The organism is Pseudomonas sp. BB438 (assembly GCF_057180225.1).
Genome location: NZ_CM170001.1, coordinates 1,254,598 through 1,266,954 on the forward strand (window position 1 = coordinate 1,254,598; position 12,357 = coordinate 1,266,954).

Annotated in this window: 14 protein-coding genes; 10 read left to right on the top strand and 4 right to left on the bottom strand. The window is 63.3% G+C overall.

Annotation, left to right across the window (positions count from 1 at the left end; genetic code table 11):
* Positions 1–17: 17 nt before the first annotated feature.
* The gene (locus AC1ZV1_RS06015; protein ID WP_484295925.1) at positions 18–215 is read right to left on the bottom strand and encodes a Flp family type IVb pilin; all 198 of its coding nucleotides are present in this window, start codon (positions 213–215) and stop codon (positions 18–20) included.
* Between the two features lie 79 nt (positions 216–294).
* Positions 295–501, bottom strand: coding sequence for a Flp family type IVb pilin (locus AC1ZV1_RS06020; protein WP_484295926.1), 207 nt, complete (start codon positions 499–501; stop codon positions 295–297).
* Between the two features lie 368 nt (positions 502–869).
* On the opposite strand from AC1ZV1_RS06020, the gene cpaB reads away from it, so the two are divergent.
* From cpaB to AC1ZV1_RS06065, 9 genes are all read left to right on the top strand, one after another.
* Positions 870–1,790: a Flp pilus assembly protein CpaB gene (gene cpaB / locus AC1ZV1_RS06025; RefSeq protein WP_484295927.1), complete on the top strand. Its 921-nt coding sequence runs from the start codon at positions 870–872 to the stop codon at positions 1,788–1,790.
* A 15-nt stretch (positions 1,791–1,805) separates the two neighbouring features.
* Positions 1,806–3,038: a type II and III secretion system protein family protein gene (locus AC1ZV1_RS06030; protein WP_484295928.1), complete on the top strand. Its 1,233-nt coding sequence runs from the start codon at positions 1,806–1,808 to the stop codon at positions 3,036–3,038.
* Between the two features lie 65 nt (positions 3,039–3,103).
* The gene (gene tadZ / locus AC1ZV1_RS06035) at positions 3,104–4,288 is read left to right on the top strand and encodes a type 4b pilus Flp biogenesis protein TadZ (RefSeq protein WP_484295929.1); all 1,185 of its coding nucleotides are present in this window, start codon (positions 3,104–3,106) and stop codon (positions 4,286–4,288) included.
* Positions 4,285–5,532: a type 4b pilus Flp biogenesis ATPase TadA gene (gene tadA, locus AC1ZV1_RS06040; protein WP_484295930.1), complete on the top strand. Its 1,248-nt coding sequence runs from the start codon at positions 4,285–4,287 to the stop codon at positions 5,530–5,532. The genes tadZ and tadA overlap by 4 nt, the downstream gene beginning before the upstream one ends.
* Positions 5,529–6,413 carry a type II secretion system F family protein gene (locus AC1ZV1_RS06045; protein ID WP_484295931.1) on the top strand — a complete coding sequence of 295 codons (885 nt, stop codon included), beginning with the start codon at positions 5,529–5,531 and terminating at the stop codon, positions 6,411–6,413. Before tadA ends, AC1ZV1_RS06045 begins: the two co-directional genes overlap by 4 nt.
* 10 nt (positions 6,414–6,423) lie before the next feature.
* Positions 6,424–7,332 carry a type II secretion system F family protein gene (locus AC1ZV1_RS06050; RefSeq protein WP_484295932.1) on the top strand — a complete coding sequence of 303 codons (909 nt, stop codon included), beginning with the start codon at positions 6,424–6,426 and terminating at the stop codon, positions 7,330–7,332.
* On the top strand, positions 7,329–8,129 hold the full coding sequence (locus AC1ZV1_RS06055; RefSeq protein ID WP_484295933.1) for a tetratricopeptide repeat protein: 801 nt from the start codon (positions 7,329–7,331) through the stop codon (positions 8,127–8,129). Before AC1ZV1_RS06050 ends, AC1ZV1_RS06055 begins: the two co-directional genes overlap by 4 nt.
* Before the next feature lie 19 nt (positions 8,130–8,148).
* Positions 8,149–8,430 (top strand): DUF3613 domain-containing protein, encoded by a 282-nt coding sequence (locus AC1ZV1_RS06060; protein WP_484295934.1) that lies wholly within the window; start codon positions 8,149–8,151, stop codon positions 8,428–8,430.
* A 17-nt stretch (positions 8,431–8,447) separates the two neighbouring features.
* Positions 8,448–10,223 carry a pilus assembly protein TadG-related protein gene (locus tag AC1ZV1_RS06065; RefSeq protein ID WP_484295935.1) on the top strand — a complete coding sequence of 592 codons (1,776 nt, stop codon included), beginning with the start codon at positions 8,448–8,450 and terminating at the stop codon, positions 10,221–10,223.
* Between the two features lie 18 nt (positions 10,224–10,241).
* Here the strand turns inward: AC1ZV1_RS06065 and AC1ZV1_RS06070 are convergent, their stop codons facing one another.
* Together AC1ZV1_RS06070 and AC1ZV1_RS06075 are read right to left on the bottom strand one after the other, a co-directional pair.
* Positions 10,242–11,075, bottom strand: coding sequence for a response regulator transcription factor (locus AC1ZV1_RS06070; RefSeq protein ID WP_484295936.1), 834 nt, complete (start codon positions 11,073–11,075; stop codon positions 10,242–10,244).
* Between the two features lie 148 nt (positions 11,076–11,223).
* Positions 11,224–11,703: a prepilin peptidase gene (locus tag AC1ZV1_RS06075; RefSeq protein ID WP_484295937.1), complete on the bottom strand. Its 480-nt coding sequence runs from the start codon at positions 11,701–11,703 to the stop codon at positions 11,224–11,226.
* A gap of 183 nt (positions 11,704–11,886) precedes the next feature.
* On the opposite strand from AC1ZV1_RS06075, the gene AC1ZV1_RS06080 reads away from it, so the two are divergent.
* A complete protein-coding gene (locus AC1ZV1_RS06080) occupies positions 11,887–12,357 on the top strand; it encodes a TadE/TadG family type IV pilus assembly protein (RefSeq protein ID WP_484295938.1) in 471 nt (156 codons plus the stop codon).

Below are 12,357 nucleotides of genomic sequence, written 5' to 3' on the forward strand. Positions count from 1 at the left end.
GCCCCGTTTTCCAGGCGTTACAGTCCGAGTGCGGTCTGCACCTGGGTCATGAGCGAGCCGACCTTGGTGCCGATGGGGCTGGCGGCCGTGAGCAGGGCGATGGAGATCAGGCCGGCGATCACGGCGTACTCAATGGCAGTCGCCCCTTCGCGGTCAGCCAGAAAAGTGCGGAGTCCCTTGCAGTGACGTTTCACTGAGTCGATAGCGCGTTCCATATACGTAGCCCTCCGGGCAACTGACAGCAGTGGTCGCGGAAGCTTGAGTCGGCTCCGCTAACGCTTCGAGCCAGGAGAGTCAGGCACCGATGGCGGTCTTTATCGCAGTCATCAGCGATCCGATCTTGGTTCCGATCGGCGTGGCGGCGGTGAGCAGCGCAATGGAGATAAGACCTGCGATAACGGCATATTCGATGGCAGTGGCGCCTTCGCGATCACGGACAAAGGTCTTCAGTTTGCCCAGGAAGTTCTGCGGAAGTTGTTTTACGTCGGTTTGTTTTTCCATGGCCGTAGCTCCGTGCACGCCGAGTGCATACAGGGCGGGTGCCCTGACTTCATCGTCAGGCTATGCGCAGTGTGGCCGAATGCAATTGTTCAAATAGCGCTAATACCAAAGTTATAGTCATGTCGGCATATAAGTAATTGCAGAGCGTAAATTCATCCTGGGCATTTGACGCTATTAACGCAGCTACTAAATTCTGCTTTGGAACTAGCGATGTTTGAATATGAGGAATGATTCTTATCGAACTTTCGTCGCTGGCCGAAAAACAATAAAGGTCTGAAGGACGTATGCCGGAACCCCCGGCGCAGTGACTTCCGACAAGGCTGCGGACCTCCGGTCCTCTCTCCCGCTATCGCCCCAGGGATTTGGTCATGAATAGCAAGGTGCTGATGGTTTTCGCCGGGCTGTTGCTGCTGTGCGCCGGTGTAGTGGGATATCTGGGACTCAAGGTCGGCAAGCCGGTGACGCCGGTCGCCGGTACCGCTCAGGACGTAGCGCCTGCCGCCATGGCGGAGGCCGACAAGTTGCAGCGCACGCCGGTGGTGGTGGCGGCTCGCGACCTGCCGGCGCTGGCTGTCATTGGCAAGGACGATCTCATCATCGAGATGCTGCGCACGGCTCCGGCCGGCAGCTACCCAAAACCTGAATCCCTCATCGGCCAGCGTGTCTGGATCGCGGTGCCGGCCGGAAGCATTCTGTCCGCCGCAGTGGTCGAGCCTGGTGGGCCGTTGGCCCGCACTATCCGGCCCAACGAGCGCGCCATGGCGATTGCCGTGGACGAGGTGATCGGTGGCGGCGGCTTCGTGCTTCCCGGCGACTACGTGGACGTCATGCTTTTCGTCCAGGACCAGCAGAGCACCGAGCGCAACATCAGCGCCCAGGTGGTGCTGCCGGGCGTGCGGGTGCTGACCTATGGCGAGCAGATTGCGGTCGCCAGCGATGGCCAGGCGCGCAATGCCGGCGACCCCAAGGACAAAACCCCGCGCCCGCCGCGTACTGCCGTACTGGCCGTGCCGGCCGAAGCCGCGTCACGCCTGATGCTTGCCGCCCAGGCGGGCTCCCTGCGGCTGGCGGTGCGCAGCAAGGACGAGAAGCTCTACGAGAAAGCAGAAGAGGGCGGCTATCTCCAGGCCTCGATGGGCTCTACCAGCAGCCCGCCGATCACCCTCGAACAGCTGATTGGCATGCCGCGCCAGGCCCAGGCTCCCGCTGTGCACCAGGTCTCCGCACCGCAGGTGGACGCTGGCGTGGTGGTCTACCGCGGTACGACCGTTACCCGTGAAGCACATTGAGCAAGGAGTGCATCGATGTCCAAGCGCTTCATCCTTCCCCTGTTCGCCTTGCTGGCTTGTACCGTTCACTCCGTGGCGCAGGCTGTGCCGAGCGCCTGCGCGGGCTTCGCTGACCAGCAACTGAACCTCGACGTCGAGCAGGGTGCCCAGCGCGACCAGCAACTGCCGGTGCCGATCAAGCGTCTGGCCATCGGCGATCCGAACATTGCCGACGTGCAGGTACTCGACAAGCGCGACTTCCTTGTTACCGGCAAGGCCGAAGGCCTGACCAGCCTGCTGATCTGGACCAGCTGCAGCAACCAGCCGATACGCACCGTGGTGCGCGTCGGTGCCCGCACAGTTAGCGATGTAGCAGGGGCATCCGGCGTCGGTGCCGGCAATCTGGCCAACCAGGTGCAGACCGATATCCGCTTCGTCGAAGTCAGCCGCAGCAAGCTCAAGCAGGCCAGCACATCGCTGATTCGCCAAGGCTCCAACACCTTTGTGCTGGGCTCCCCGGGTAGCTTGAGCGGCCTGAAGGTTTCCCCTGGAGGCATCCTGGATGGAGGAACCTTCGGCTCAAGTGATGGCTTCAACATCATCTGGGGTGGAGGCAGCAGCAAATGGCTGGGCTTCATCAACGCCCTGGAAGGCAGCGGCTTCGCCTACACCCTGGCGCGCCCCAGCCTGGTAGCCACCAGCGGGCAGAGCGCCTCGTTCCTGGCCGGTGGCGAGTTCCCGATCCCCGTGCCCAATGGCAATAGCGACAACATCACCATCGAGTACAAGGAGTTCGGCGTACGCCTGACCCTGACCCCGACGGTGATGAACGACAAGCGCATCGCGCTCAAGGTCGCTCCGGAAGTCAGCGAACTGGACTTCACCAGCGGCATCCGCACCAACAACATCGCCGTGCCCGCACTCACGGTTCGGCGCACCGACACCAGCGTGATGCTGGCCGACGGTGAAAGCTTCGTGATCAGCGGACTGATCAGCAGCAGCACCATCAGCAACGTCGACAAGTTCCCCTTCCTGGGCAACATCCCGGTGATCGGTGCGCTGTTCCGCTCCTCGAACCTGGACAAGGACGACCGTGAACTGCTGATGATCGTCACGCCGCATCTGGTTCAGCCGCTGGCCGCCAATGCCGCGCTGCCGAAACTGCCCGGCGAGGGTTTGCGGGACTACGACCCGGGCTTCGGCGAGTTCTATTTCCTCGAGGACGGTCGCTTCGACAAGCGCAAGGCCAGCAGCGGGATGTCGCACTGATGGAACTCTACGAAGCGCTGACCCGCCCCAGAGCGGGAGGCAAGGAAAAGCAAGGGAGCACGGGCATGAGTCAGACTTTCGTGGCGCTGATCCAGCATCCCGGTGAGCAGGAGTGGCTGCAGAGCAGCCTGGCCGGCTGCGGGCAGGTGGTGCTGGCCAACAGCGGGACCCTGGAAGAGTTGCTGTCGCTGCTGGATGTCACCGGCGCGACGGTGCTCTTCACCAGCCTGAACAAGGCCAACCTGGTCTCCCAGGGCTCGTTGATCGAAGGGCTGGTCTCCGCGCGGCCGCTGCTGTCGGTGGTGGCTGTCGGCGATGGCCTGGATAACCAATTGGTGCTGGCGGCGATGCGCGCCGGCGCCCGGGATTTCGTCACCTATGGCGCCCGCGCCAGTGAGCTGAGCGGGCTGGTCCGCCGCCTCGGTGGGCGCCTGCCCACGGTGCCGGTGAGCGCCACCCAGCAGGGTGAGTTGATCAGCCTGGTCAGTGCCCGGCCGGACGCCGATGGCGCCTTCGTCGCGCTGCACCTGGCCCTGGCGCTGCAACGCCAGCCCGAGCACCGCGTGCTGCTGGTGGACATCGGCCAGCCCACCGGCGAAGCGCTGGCCATCCTTGGCATGGACCCGGCCTTCACCTTCGCCGATGCGCTGCGCAACCTGCGGCGCCTGGACCAGACCCTGATCGACAGCGCCTTCACCCGCCACGAATCCGGCCTGCGAGTCCTCAGCCTGTCGGATGAGCCCGGCGTGCTGGAGCGCATCACCACCGCCGAGCTGTACCTGTTGCTGGGCAATCTGCGCAGCGCCTTCAGCCATATCCTGATCAACCTCACCGGCGTCGCCGAAGGCGAGCTCAGTGGTCAACTGCTGATGCAGGCCAGCCGCGTGCTGTGGCTGGTGGACCAGAGCGTGCCGTCGTGCAAGAAGGGATTGGAACGCCTGCGCCGCCTGCGTGAGCGTACGCCTTCGCTGCCGCGCGTCGAGTTGCTGATCGATCGCTACTGGGCCTCGGTGCCGCCGGATGCTCCCGCGCTGGGAAAAATGTTCGGCCTGGAGCTCTTCGGCGTACTGCCGGCCTCGCCCGAGGCCCGGCTGCGCGCCAAGAACGTTGGCCAGAGCCTGTTCGACCTGGCGCCGCGAGACCCACTGACGGTGAAGCTGCGTGACCTAACCGAGGCGCTCGGCGCGGGTGTTGCCGAGAAGCGCGGCCTGTTCAGCTGGATCGGCCGTGCGAAGGCTGCGCGCCCATGAGCCAGCATTACGGCGGCGGTCATGGCCGCCATGATCAGGACCTGCAGACACTGAAGATGCGCCTGCACCGCTACATCATCGACGAGATCGACGAAGACGGCATGAACCTGCTGGAGGGCGCGCGGCCGGCAGTGGCGCAGTACGTCTCCGAGAAGGTCTGCGAGTACGCTTCGCGCCGCCAATTGGCAATCTCCCGCTACGAGCTGGACCGCCTAGCCGAAGAGGTAGTGGACGAGCTGACCGGCTTCGGTCCGCTGGAGATACTCCTGCGTGATCCAGGCGTCTCGGAAATCCTGGTCAACGGCCCGGACCGGGTGTTCATCGAGCACGAAGGCCGGCTGTACCAGAGCGACCTGCGTTTCATCGACGACCACCATGTGCAGCGCGTCATCCAGCGCATCCTCGCGCCCCTGGGCCGGCGCCTGGACGAATCCAGTCCGATGGTGGACGCGCGCCTGCCTGACGGCAGCCGGGTCAACGCAATCATCCCGCCGGTGGCGCTGGATGGTCCTTGCCTGTCGATCCGCAAATTCAGCAAGGAGTTGCTCAAGAGCGCCGACCTGCTGGGCTACCAGAGCGTCGACGAGGCCATGCTGGCGTTCCTCCGCCAGGCAGTGGCGAGCCGCTGCAACATTCTCATCAGCGGCGGCACCGGCACCGGCAAGACCACGTTGCTCAACGTGATGAGCAGTTTCATCGACGAACGCGAGCGCATCGTCACCATCGAGGACACCGCCGAGCTGCAACTGGGCCATGACCATGTCGTGCGACTGGAAACCCGCCCGCCGAATGCCGAAGGCTTCGGTGAGGTCACGGCCCGCGACCTGATCCGCAATGCCCTGCGGATGCGCCCGGACCGCATCATCCTTGGCGAGATCCGCGGCGTCGAAGTGCTCGACGTGCTGCAGGCGATGAACACCGGCCACGACGGTTCGATGAGCACCGTGCACGCCAACTCGGCGATGGATTCGTTGCTGCGCCTGGAGATGCTGGTGGGCCTTACCGGCCAGCGCGTGCCGGAGCAGACCCTGCGGCAGATGCTCTGCTCGGCGCTGGACATCATCGTGCAGATCACCCGCCTGTCCAATGGCCGCCGCTGCGTCAGCGAGATCCTCGAAGTACTCGAAGTACGCGACGGTGTCTACGTCACCAATTCCCTGTTCAGCCTCGACCGGCGTGGCACCGGGCAATTTGTCCGCACTGCCCAGCCGAGCGGACTGAAGTTTCGTCAGGTGCTGATATGACCAGCGCGGCGCTGTTGATAGTGGTCAGTCTGGCTCTGGCCCTGTTCGGCGTAGTGCTCAGTGGCATGAGCGTGCGTGCGCGGCACAACGAGCAGGTGATGCGGCGCTTGAGCGGTGAGCCGATGGCTCAGACCGGTCGTGTACGCAGCAGTCACTGGTTGGCGCGGCGGATGCGGCGTGCGGGCATCGCAGACATGCGCGGTTGGTTCCTCGGCTTGGGCGTGGCGGCCGTTCTGCTGGCCGTGCTGGGACAGCGATTGGCCGGGCCGACAGGTGCGCTGTGCGGCATGGCACTGGCGATTCTGGGGTTCCACGTACTGCTCAACGTGCTCTACCAGCGCCGCCTGCAGAAGATGATCCGGCAGATGCCGAACTTCCTCGATCAGGTGGTGCGCAGCCTTCATTCCGGTCGCACTCTGGGAGACTCCATCGCTCAGGCAGTGATCGCCGCCGACGATCCGCTTCGGGAAATTTTCTCGTTGGTGAACAACCATGTGCTGCTGGGCATCAGCCTGCCCGAGGCGCTGCAGGAGGTCGCCGAACTCTACGACGTGGAGGAACTGCACGTGTTCTCTCTGGGGGTGGCGGTGAATCATCGATATGGAGGCAACACCACCGACCTGCTGGAAAACATCATCAAGGTCATCCACGAACGGGAGAAACTCAGCCGACAGCTGCGTGCCATGACCGGCGAGACGCGCCTGAGCGCATTCGTCCTGGCGGTACTGCCGGTCAGCCTGGGGGGATACATTCTCTTCACCAATCCGGGCTACCTGATGAATATGTGGCTCGACAGCGGTGGCCGCTGGCTGCTGCTGACTTCCCTTGGGCTGCAGGTGCTGGGGTGCTACACGCTCTGGCGCATGCTCAAGAGCATATGAGGAGGCTGTCATGCCCGTTCTCTACGGAGTGATGGTCCTGATCCTGCTGCTTGCTGCCGCTTTCCTGGCTTTCTCGCAGAGTCGCACGGCAGGGCGCGAGCAACGTCTGATCGAGCAGCGACTGGGCAGCGAGCCTCTGACGCGCCCGGGCACTCGTCGCGTCTCTGATCTTGTCGAGCGAATGAGTGGCAGCGGGCTGGGCAAGCGGCTGCACCTGCGCGATGAGGAAGTCCGTGTATTGCTGAACCAGGCCGGCTGGAGCGGCAGCACGCCTCGCAGCGTCTATCTGATGTCCCTGATCTTCTGTCCTGTGCTGCTGATGGGGATTGTCGTGATCTACCAGGCGATGCCTGGCACCAGTACGTCTTCGCCGGTAGTGCCGTTGCTGTTTGCCGCGGGGATCGGCTTCCTGCTGCCCAAGCGGGTTCTGGCGTACTTTGCCGAAAAGCGCCGGCTGCGCCTGGCCGAAGAAGTGATTCTGTTCATTCAGTTGATCCGCATCCTTTTCGATTCCGGTTTGACCGTAGAGCAGAGCCTGCGCGTGGTCTGCCGGGAGGGGCTGAGCATCGTCCCTGTCCTGTCCTCTGAGCTGGGGAATGTGCTGACGCACACCGACAGCGGTATGGACCTAGCGGACGAGCTGGATCAGTTGAGCCGCCGCTTGCAGGTGAGCGAGCTGACCGACTGCTGCAACGTACTGCGCCAGATGGTGCGCCAGGGCGGTAGTGCCCGTAGCTCGTTGCTGACACTCAAGCAATTGTTCGAGGACCGTCGCTTGACCGGCCTGCAGGAAAAGGTCAGCAAGCTGTCGGCGAAGATGAGCCTGGTGATGATGCTGCTGCTGTTCCCGGCGCTGCTGATCATCCTCGCCGGGCCAGGCTTCCTCGCGATTACAAAGGCCATGGGGGGAATGGGATGAGAAACGCATGCGTGATCGGCCTGCTGGGGCTGACCCTCGGCGGCTGCGCCAACTTCGACACCCTCGGTGGTGGGCCGAGCGTCGGGCAGAACTGCGACGAGAAGCTCGGCCAGGCGGTAGAGCTGCAGCTCAACCTGGCCCGCGAGATGCTCGACAACGGCCGCGCCCACGCCGCCCTGGCCAACCTGGAAACCCTGCCGCCCAACTCACTGGAAGTGCGCGAAAGCAAGGCGCTGGCCCTGCGCCGTATTGGGGACCCCAAGGCCCGGATCGTCTATGAGGGGCTGCTGGGCACCTGCAAGTCGGCCGAGGCTCATCACGGCCTGGGGCAGATCGCCATGCGCGGTGGCAATACCGTGGAGGCGGAGCGCGAGCTACGTGAAGCGGCGCGCCTGCAGCCCACTGACAGCGCGCTGCGCAACGACCTGGGCTACGTCCTGATGCGGCGCGGTGATCTGGAGAAGGCGCGCTTCGAATTCATCACGGCCATGGAGCTGAACGAGCACGACAAGCTGCCGGCGACCAACCTGCTCAGCGTCATGTTCATCCAGGGTGAGAACAGCGAGGCGAGCCGATTGATCCAGAGCGTCGGGCTGTCCGCCGACCAGGTCCGGGCGGCCCAGGATCAGGCCCGGGATCTGCATCCGGCGAGCCCTGCCAGCCCCGCCAGCCAACCGGCGGTGCAGGCGGAAAGTGTGAGCTACGTGGACGACCCGGTGGACGATGCGCACCCGGCCCTGGTCGATTCGACCCCGGCGGTGGCGCACGACGCCAAGTTGCTGGTGAAGGCCCGCTGAGATGGGCAGGGAGGACAGGATGAAGACATGGATTCTGGCTTGTACGCTGCTGTGTTCGCCCTTGCCGGCCGTGGCGGTGGAGAACTCCCATGCCGAGCCGGGCACCACGGCTCGTGACCAGCAGGAAGTGCTGACCTGGCTGGAGCTGCAGAGCAGCGGCCGAGCGGCCTCGAGCAATCGGCAAAGCGCCACGCCGGCCGAACGGGACCGTGCCTACCAGCGTTACCTGAAGAGCTATACCCGCGAGATTCCGGAGTATCTGCTCGACGACAACAACGGCTTCAGCACCGACAAGAAGTAGAACTTCGGGAGCGTGCCATGGGACGCGAACGGCAGCGGGGCGCAATTGGCGTCATGGCGGCTGGAACGCTGCTGCTGGCGCTGATCTGCCTGGCCCTGGTGATCGACACCGGTCGGCTGTACTTCGAACAGCGCAAACTGCAGCGCGTGGCGGACATGGCGGCCCTGGAGGCCGCGACCCAAGGAGGTATGTGCGGCTCGCAGCTGGCTGGTGTTATCCAGGGTTATGTCATCGCCAGCGCGGCGAAGAACGGCTTCGTGCCCGGCTCTGGCGATTCCCTGGTGGGCACACTGGGGAGTGTCAGCTTCACGGCCGGATACGGTAGCGCCAACTCTCAAAGGGTTTTCAACGCTGGCGGCGACCTTGCCGATTCGGTTCGGGTGCAGGCAACGCACAGCGTGCCGTCCAGCTTGGTGCTCAACGTCGCCAACCTGTTCAGCGGTGCGTCGAGCACCACGGTGCTCAGTGCCCAGGCCGTGGCACGGCGCTCGGCAATAGCGGGGATCTCTGCCGGTAGCGGCGTGCTGAGTCTGGACTCGAGCAACTCGCCCTTGCTCAACGCCTTGCTTGGCAGCCTACTGGGCACCAACCTCAACCTGGACGTCGTCACCTACCAGGGCATCGCCGGGGCGAACGTCTCGTTGCTCGCCTTGAGCCAGCAACTCAAGGCGGCCGGGGTGAACCTGGAACTGGGCAAGATCGACAGCCTGCTGGGCGCCAACGTCACGGCTGTGCAGTTGCTGCAGGCGATGGTCAACGCGGCGGATTCCTCGCAGTTGGCCGGAGTGAATACCGCGTTACTGCGCACCGCGCTGGCGACCATCAACGTGCCGACGGCGCAGTTGACTCTGGGACAGATTCTCACCGTGGTGGCGCCGGACAGCGTACGCGATACGGCGCTCAATGCCGGGGTCAACCTACTGGATCTTTTGATGGCCACGGCGTTGGTGGCGAACAAGAACAATGCCGTCACTATTCCCACTCAGAAGCTCGCGTTGCCCGGCTTGCTCACGCAGAGCCTCAGCCTGACGGTGATCAGTCCTCCGCAGATCGCCATTGGTTATCCCGGTCGCAATGTCGATGGTTCCTGGAGGACTCAGGCGCGCTCGTCGCAGATCAACCTGACGGTCAGGGCCAGCGTGGATCTGCTCAACCTGGGTCTTGTGACGTCAGATGTGACCCTGGTTGCTGCTGTCGCGCCAGGTTCTGCCGCGTTGGAGAGCATCCAGTGTGGTGGGGTTGGAAAACCGGTGACGGTGGGCGTGCAAGCGCAGCCTGGCATCGCTACCTTGAGTCTCGGAGCCTCGGTCAAGCTGGTTAATCTGGGATCGGGATATCTGGCCACGGCCGACATCACCACGCCTTCGGGGCCAGTGACGGTCGCCACTTCGACTCCGACTGAGCTGACATACACCGTTGCCAGCCCTGGCGACCTGCCCAGTTCCGTTCAGCGTGCCCAAAGCCCCCTCGGTGCCTCACTGGGAGCAGGGTTGGCGAGTTTGAGCAGCGGACTGAAGATTACTGTGACGCTGGGCTCGCAGGGACTGCTGTGCAATCCGCTTCTGGGCTGGCTGCTGTGTGATCTGGGTAAGCTTGTGGATAACCTTGCCGGCACGGTGATCAACTCCATTACCGACCTGAACAAGCTGTTAACGAAGGCCCTGGCGGATCTAGTCACGGCCTTGGGCAATGCGCTCATCGATCCGCTGCTCAAACTCCTGGGCATCCAGACCGGCATCCTCGACGTACGCCTTATCGACCTCCAGACCGGCGGCGCAGAGCTGCTGATCTGAAGGTTGGCCCACGGAGGGTCAGTGCACCGCGCTGCTCTGCGAGGCGTTGGGCGAAATGGCGAGGGCGAGTTGCGTGCGGTTGTGCATGTGCATCAGCCGCAGCACCTGGGAAACATAGAGTTTGACAGTGTTCTCGGTGATCCCCAGGTCGTAGGCGATCTGGTAGTTGGTCAGCCCCTTGCTCACCAGGCGCGCCACGGCCTGCTGGCGCGGCGAGAGCTTGTTGAACAGCGGATTGTTGACCACCGGCGTCATCTGCTCGGCGCTGCTCGGCGTAGCGCTGGGCGCAGGCTCGGGCTGTTCCTGCTTCAGCACGCTGCTGCTGGCAGCTTGGCCGCCGCCATGGACTTCGTACTTGATCTTGTGGATGTCCCGCGAGATCGAGTTGAGCGATTCGGCGAGGTACTCCAGGCGCTGGTTCACGTGGCTCAGGCTGAGCTGGCTGCGGATACGTTCGTGCAGTCGGCTTTCGAGGCGCTCCAGGCCCTTGATGAGGTCCATCGGCGCCACCGGCTTCTGGTAATAATCGGCGACACCCACGCGCATGGCCTCGATCACTTCCTGGCTGCCTTGCTGGCCCGTGAGGATGATGGTTTCGAAGAACCGCGCCGAGCCGGCGATCTCCTTCAGCGCCTCGACGACGCGGATGCCATTGTCGCGACCCAGGCCCAGGTCGCAGATCACCAGGCCGATCGATGCGTCATCGCGGAATTTCTGCAGGGCGCTGTCCTTGCTGTCGCTGACCAGGCAGCGGTAGCCGCTGTTCTCCAGCAGTTCGGAAAGCTCGGAAGTGACCTGGGGCTCGTCGTCGATGACCAGCACGCTGAAACGGCGATTGGCCGTTTTATCCATGACTGCACGCTCCTTGAAAGACTTTATCCATTGTTTTTATCGTCCGGCCGTTCAATATCCGTAGCCGGATCGTCCCATCAGGCGATAGGTGGTATTAACCCTTAGCATATAGTCGTTAAGTTTGGATTCTGCCAATTGTCGGGATCATTTAATGGAGAATTGCGAGACTCGTCAGAAGACCGGCGAATAGCGCAAAGATGAAGGGGAATGACTTGAACTTTGACGGTTGCAGTCTCGCTAATTTCGTTTTGCAATTAGCCGGCAACTTATCCGAATCAATCAAAAGTTTGCTGGCGAACATCACTGTCACGCTGATCAGGCTGGCCAGCGCGAGGGTATAGAGCAGGGTGCGCGGATCGCTGGCCAGGGCGAGGGCGGCCAGGGCTTTGACGTCGGCTGCGCCCAAGCGACCCAGCAGGTAGCCTGGGACGCTCAGTACGAGCGCCAACCCCAGCCCGAGCAGCACCACCAGCGGCGTGTGGCCGGTCAGGCTGTGGCCGCTGGCGAGCAGCCAGGTGCCCGCCGCCAGCCCGCCGCCCAGGGTCAGCCAGTTGCTTACTTGCAGGTTTCGCACATCCTGATAGGCGCCGACTGCGAAGCAGGCCAGGAGCAGGAATTTGGATAACATGGGGGAATGTCCTTATTCCTGGAAGGGGAATTAATACTTGTGCCGAGAACTAGTTTCTTCAGCAGTAGAATCTAGTATTGATCTTCAGGTGCTCCAATAGCGAAACGGTACTTTGGAACCGGGAAGGCAAGCCGATAACTTACCGGTAGTGCAACTTTCGAAAAGGTTCGAGGCGTAGTGCACATGAAAGGATGCAGTCGTTCCCGCCGCCAGCGCGGCGCGGTAGCCATCGAGTTCGCCGCGGTATTCGTCCTGTTCTTCGCCGTGCTCTATGGCCTGCTTGGATATTGCGTGCCTTTGCTGATGCTGCAGGCGTTCAATGATGCCGCGGCGGCTGGCGCACGGGTTGCCGTGTCGGTGAATCCCCAGGCCGCTGGTGGCTATAACGCCGCGTTGAAGGCGGCCGTGAATAGCGCCGTGACCCAGCGCCTGAGCTGGATGCCGGCCAGCTGGCGCAACGGCTGCTATGGCGGGGAGTTCATGGACACGCCAGTCACGCAAACCGTCTCAGGGCACGATTACACGCGTGTGCAGGTGTGCGTCAGCTATCCCTACGCCGCCTCACCCATCGTGCCGCTGCTGACCCTGCCAGGGATCGGCACGGTGCCACGCTTGCCCGACGTGCTCAGCGGCACCGCCAGCGTCCTGCTCTGA

Bases quoted from the DNA above. Each gene is read 5' to 3' on its own strand.
- AC1ZV1_RS06015 (WP_484295925.1), bottom strand. From the start codon at position 215: ATGGAACGCGCTATCGACTCAGTGAAACGTCACTGCAAGGGACTCCGC.
- cpaB (WP_484295927.1), top strand. From the start codon at position 870: ATGAATAGCAAGGTGCTGATGGTTTTCGCCGGGCTGTTGCTGCTGTGC.
- AC1ZV1_RS06050 (WP_484295932.1), top strand. From the start codon at position 6,424: ATGCCCGTTCTCTACGGAGTGATGGTCCTGATCCTGCTGCTTGCTGCC.
- tadA (WP_484295930.1), top strand. From the start codon at position 4,285: ATGAGCCAGCATTACGGCGGCGGTCATGGCCGCCATGATCAGGACCTG.
- AC1ZV1_RS06020 (WP_484295926.1), bottom strand. From the start codon at position 501: ATGGAAAAACAAACCGACGTAAAACAACTTCCGCAGAACTTCCTGGGC.
- AC1ZV1_RS06045 (WP_484295931.1), top strand. From the start codon at position 5,529: ATGACCAGCGCGGCGCTGTTGATAGTGGTCAGTCTGGCTCTGGCCCTG.
- AC1ZV1_RS06065 (WP_484295935.1), top strand. From the start codon at position 8,448: ATGGGACGCGAACGGCAGCGGGGCGCAATTGGCGTCATGGCGGCTGGA.
- AC1ZV1_RS06080 (WP_484295938.1), top strand. From the start codon at position 11,887: ATGAAAGGATGCAGTCGTTCCCGCCGCCAGCGCGGCGCGGTAGCCATC.
- AC1ZV1_RS06030 (WP_484295928.1), top strand. From the start codon at position 1,806: ATGTCCAAGCGCTTCATCCTTCCCCTGTTCGCCTTGCTGGCTTGTACC.
- AC1ZV1_RS06060 (WP_484295934.1), top strand. From the start codon at position 8,149: ATGAAGACATGGATTCTGGCTTGTACGCTGCTGTGTTCGCCCTTGCCG.
- AC1ZV1_RS06055 (WP_484295933.1), top strand. From the start codon at position 7,329: ATGAGAAACGCATGCGTGATCGGCCTGCTGGGGCTGACCCTCGGCGGC.
- AC1ZV1_RS06075 (WP_484295937.1), bottom strand. From the start codon at position 11,703: ATGTTATCCAAATTCCTGCTCCTGGCCTGCTTCGCAGTCGGCGCCTAT.
- AC1ZV1_RS06070 (WP_484295936.1), bottom strand. From the start codon at position 11,075: ATGGATAAAACGGCCAATCGCCGTTTCAGCGTGCTGGTCATCGACGAC.
- tadZ (WP_484295929.1), top strand. From the start codon at position 3,104: ATGAGTCAGACTTTCGTGGCGCTGATCCAGCATCCCGGTGAGCAGGAG.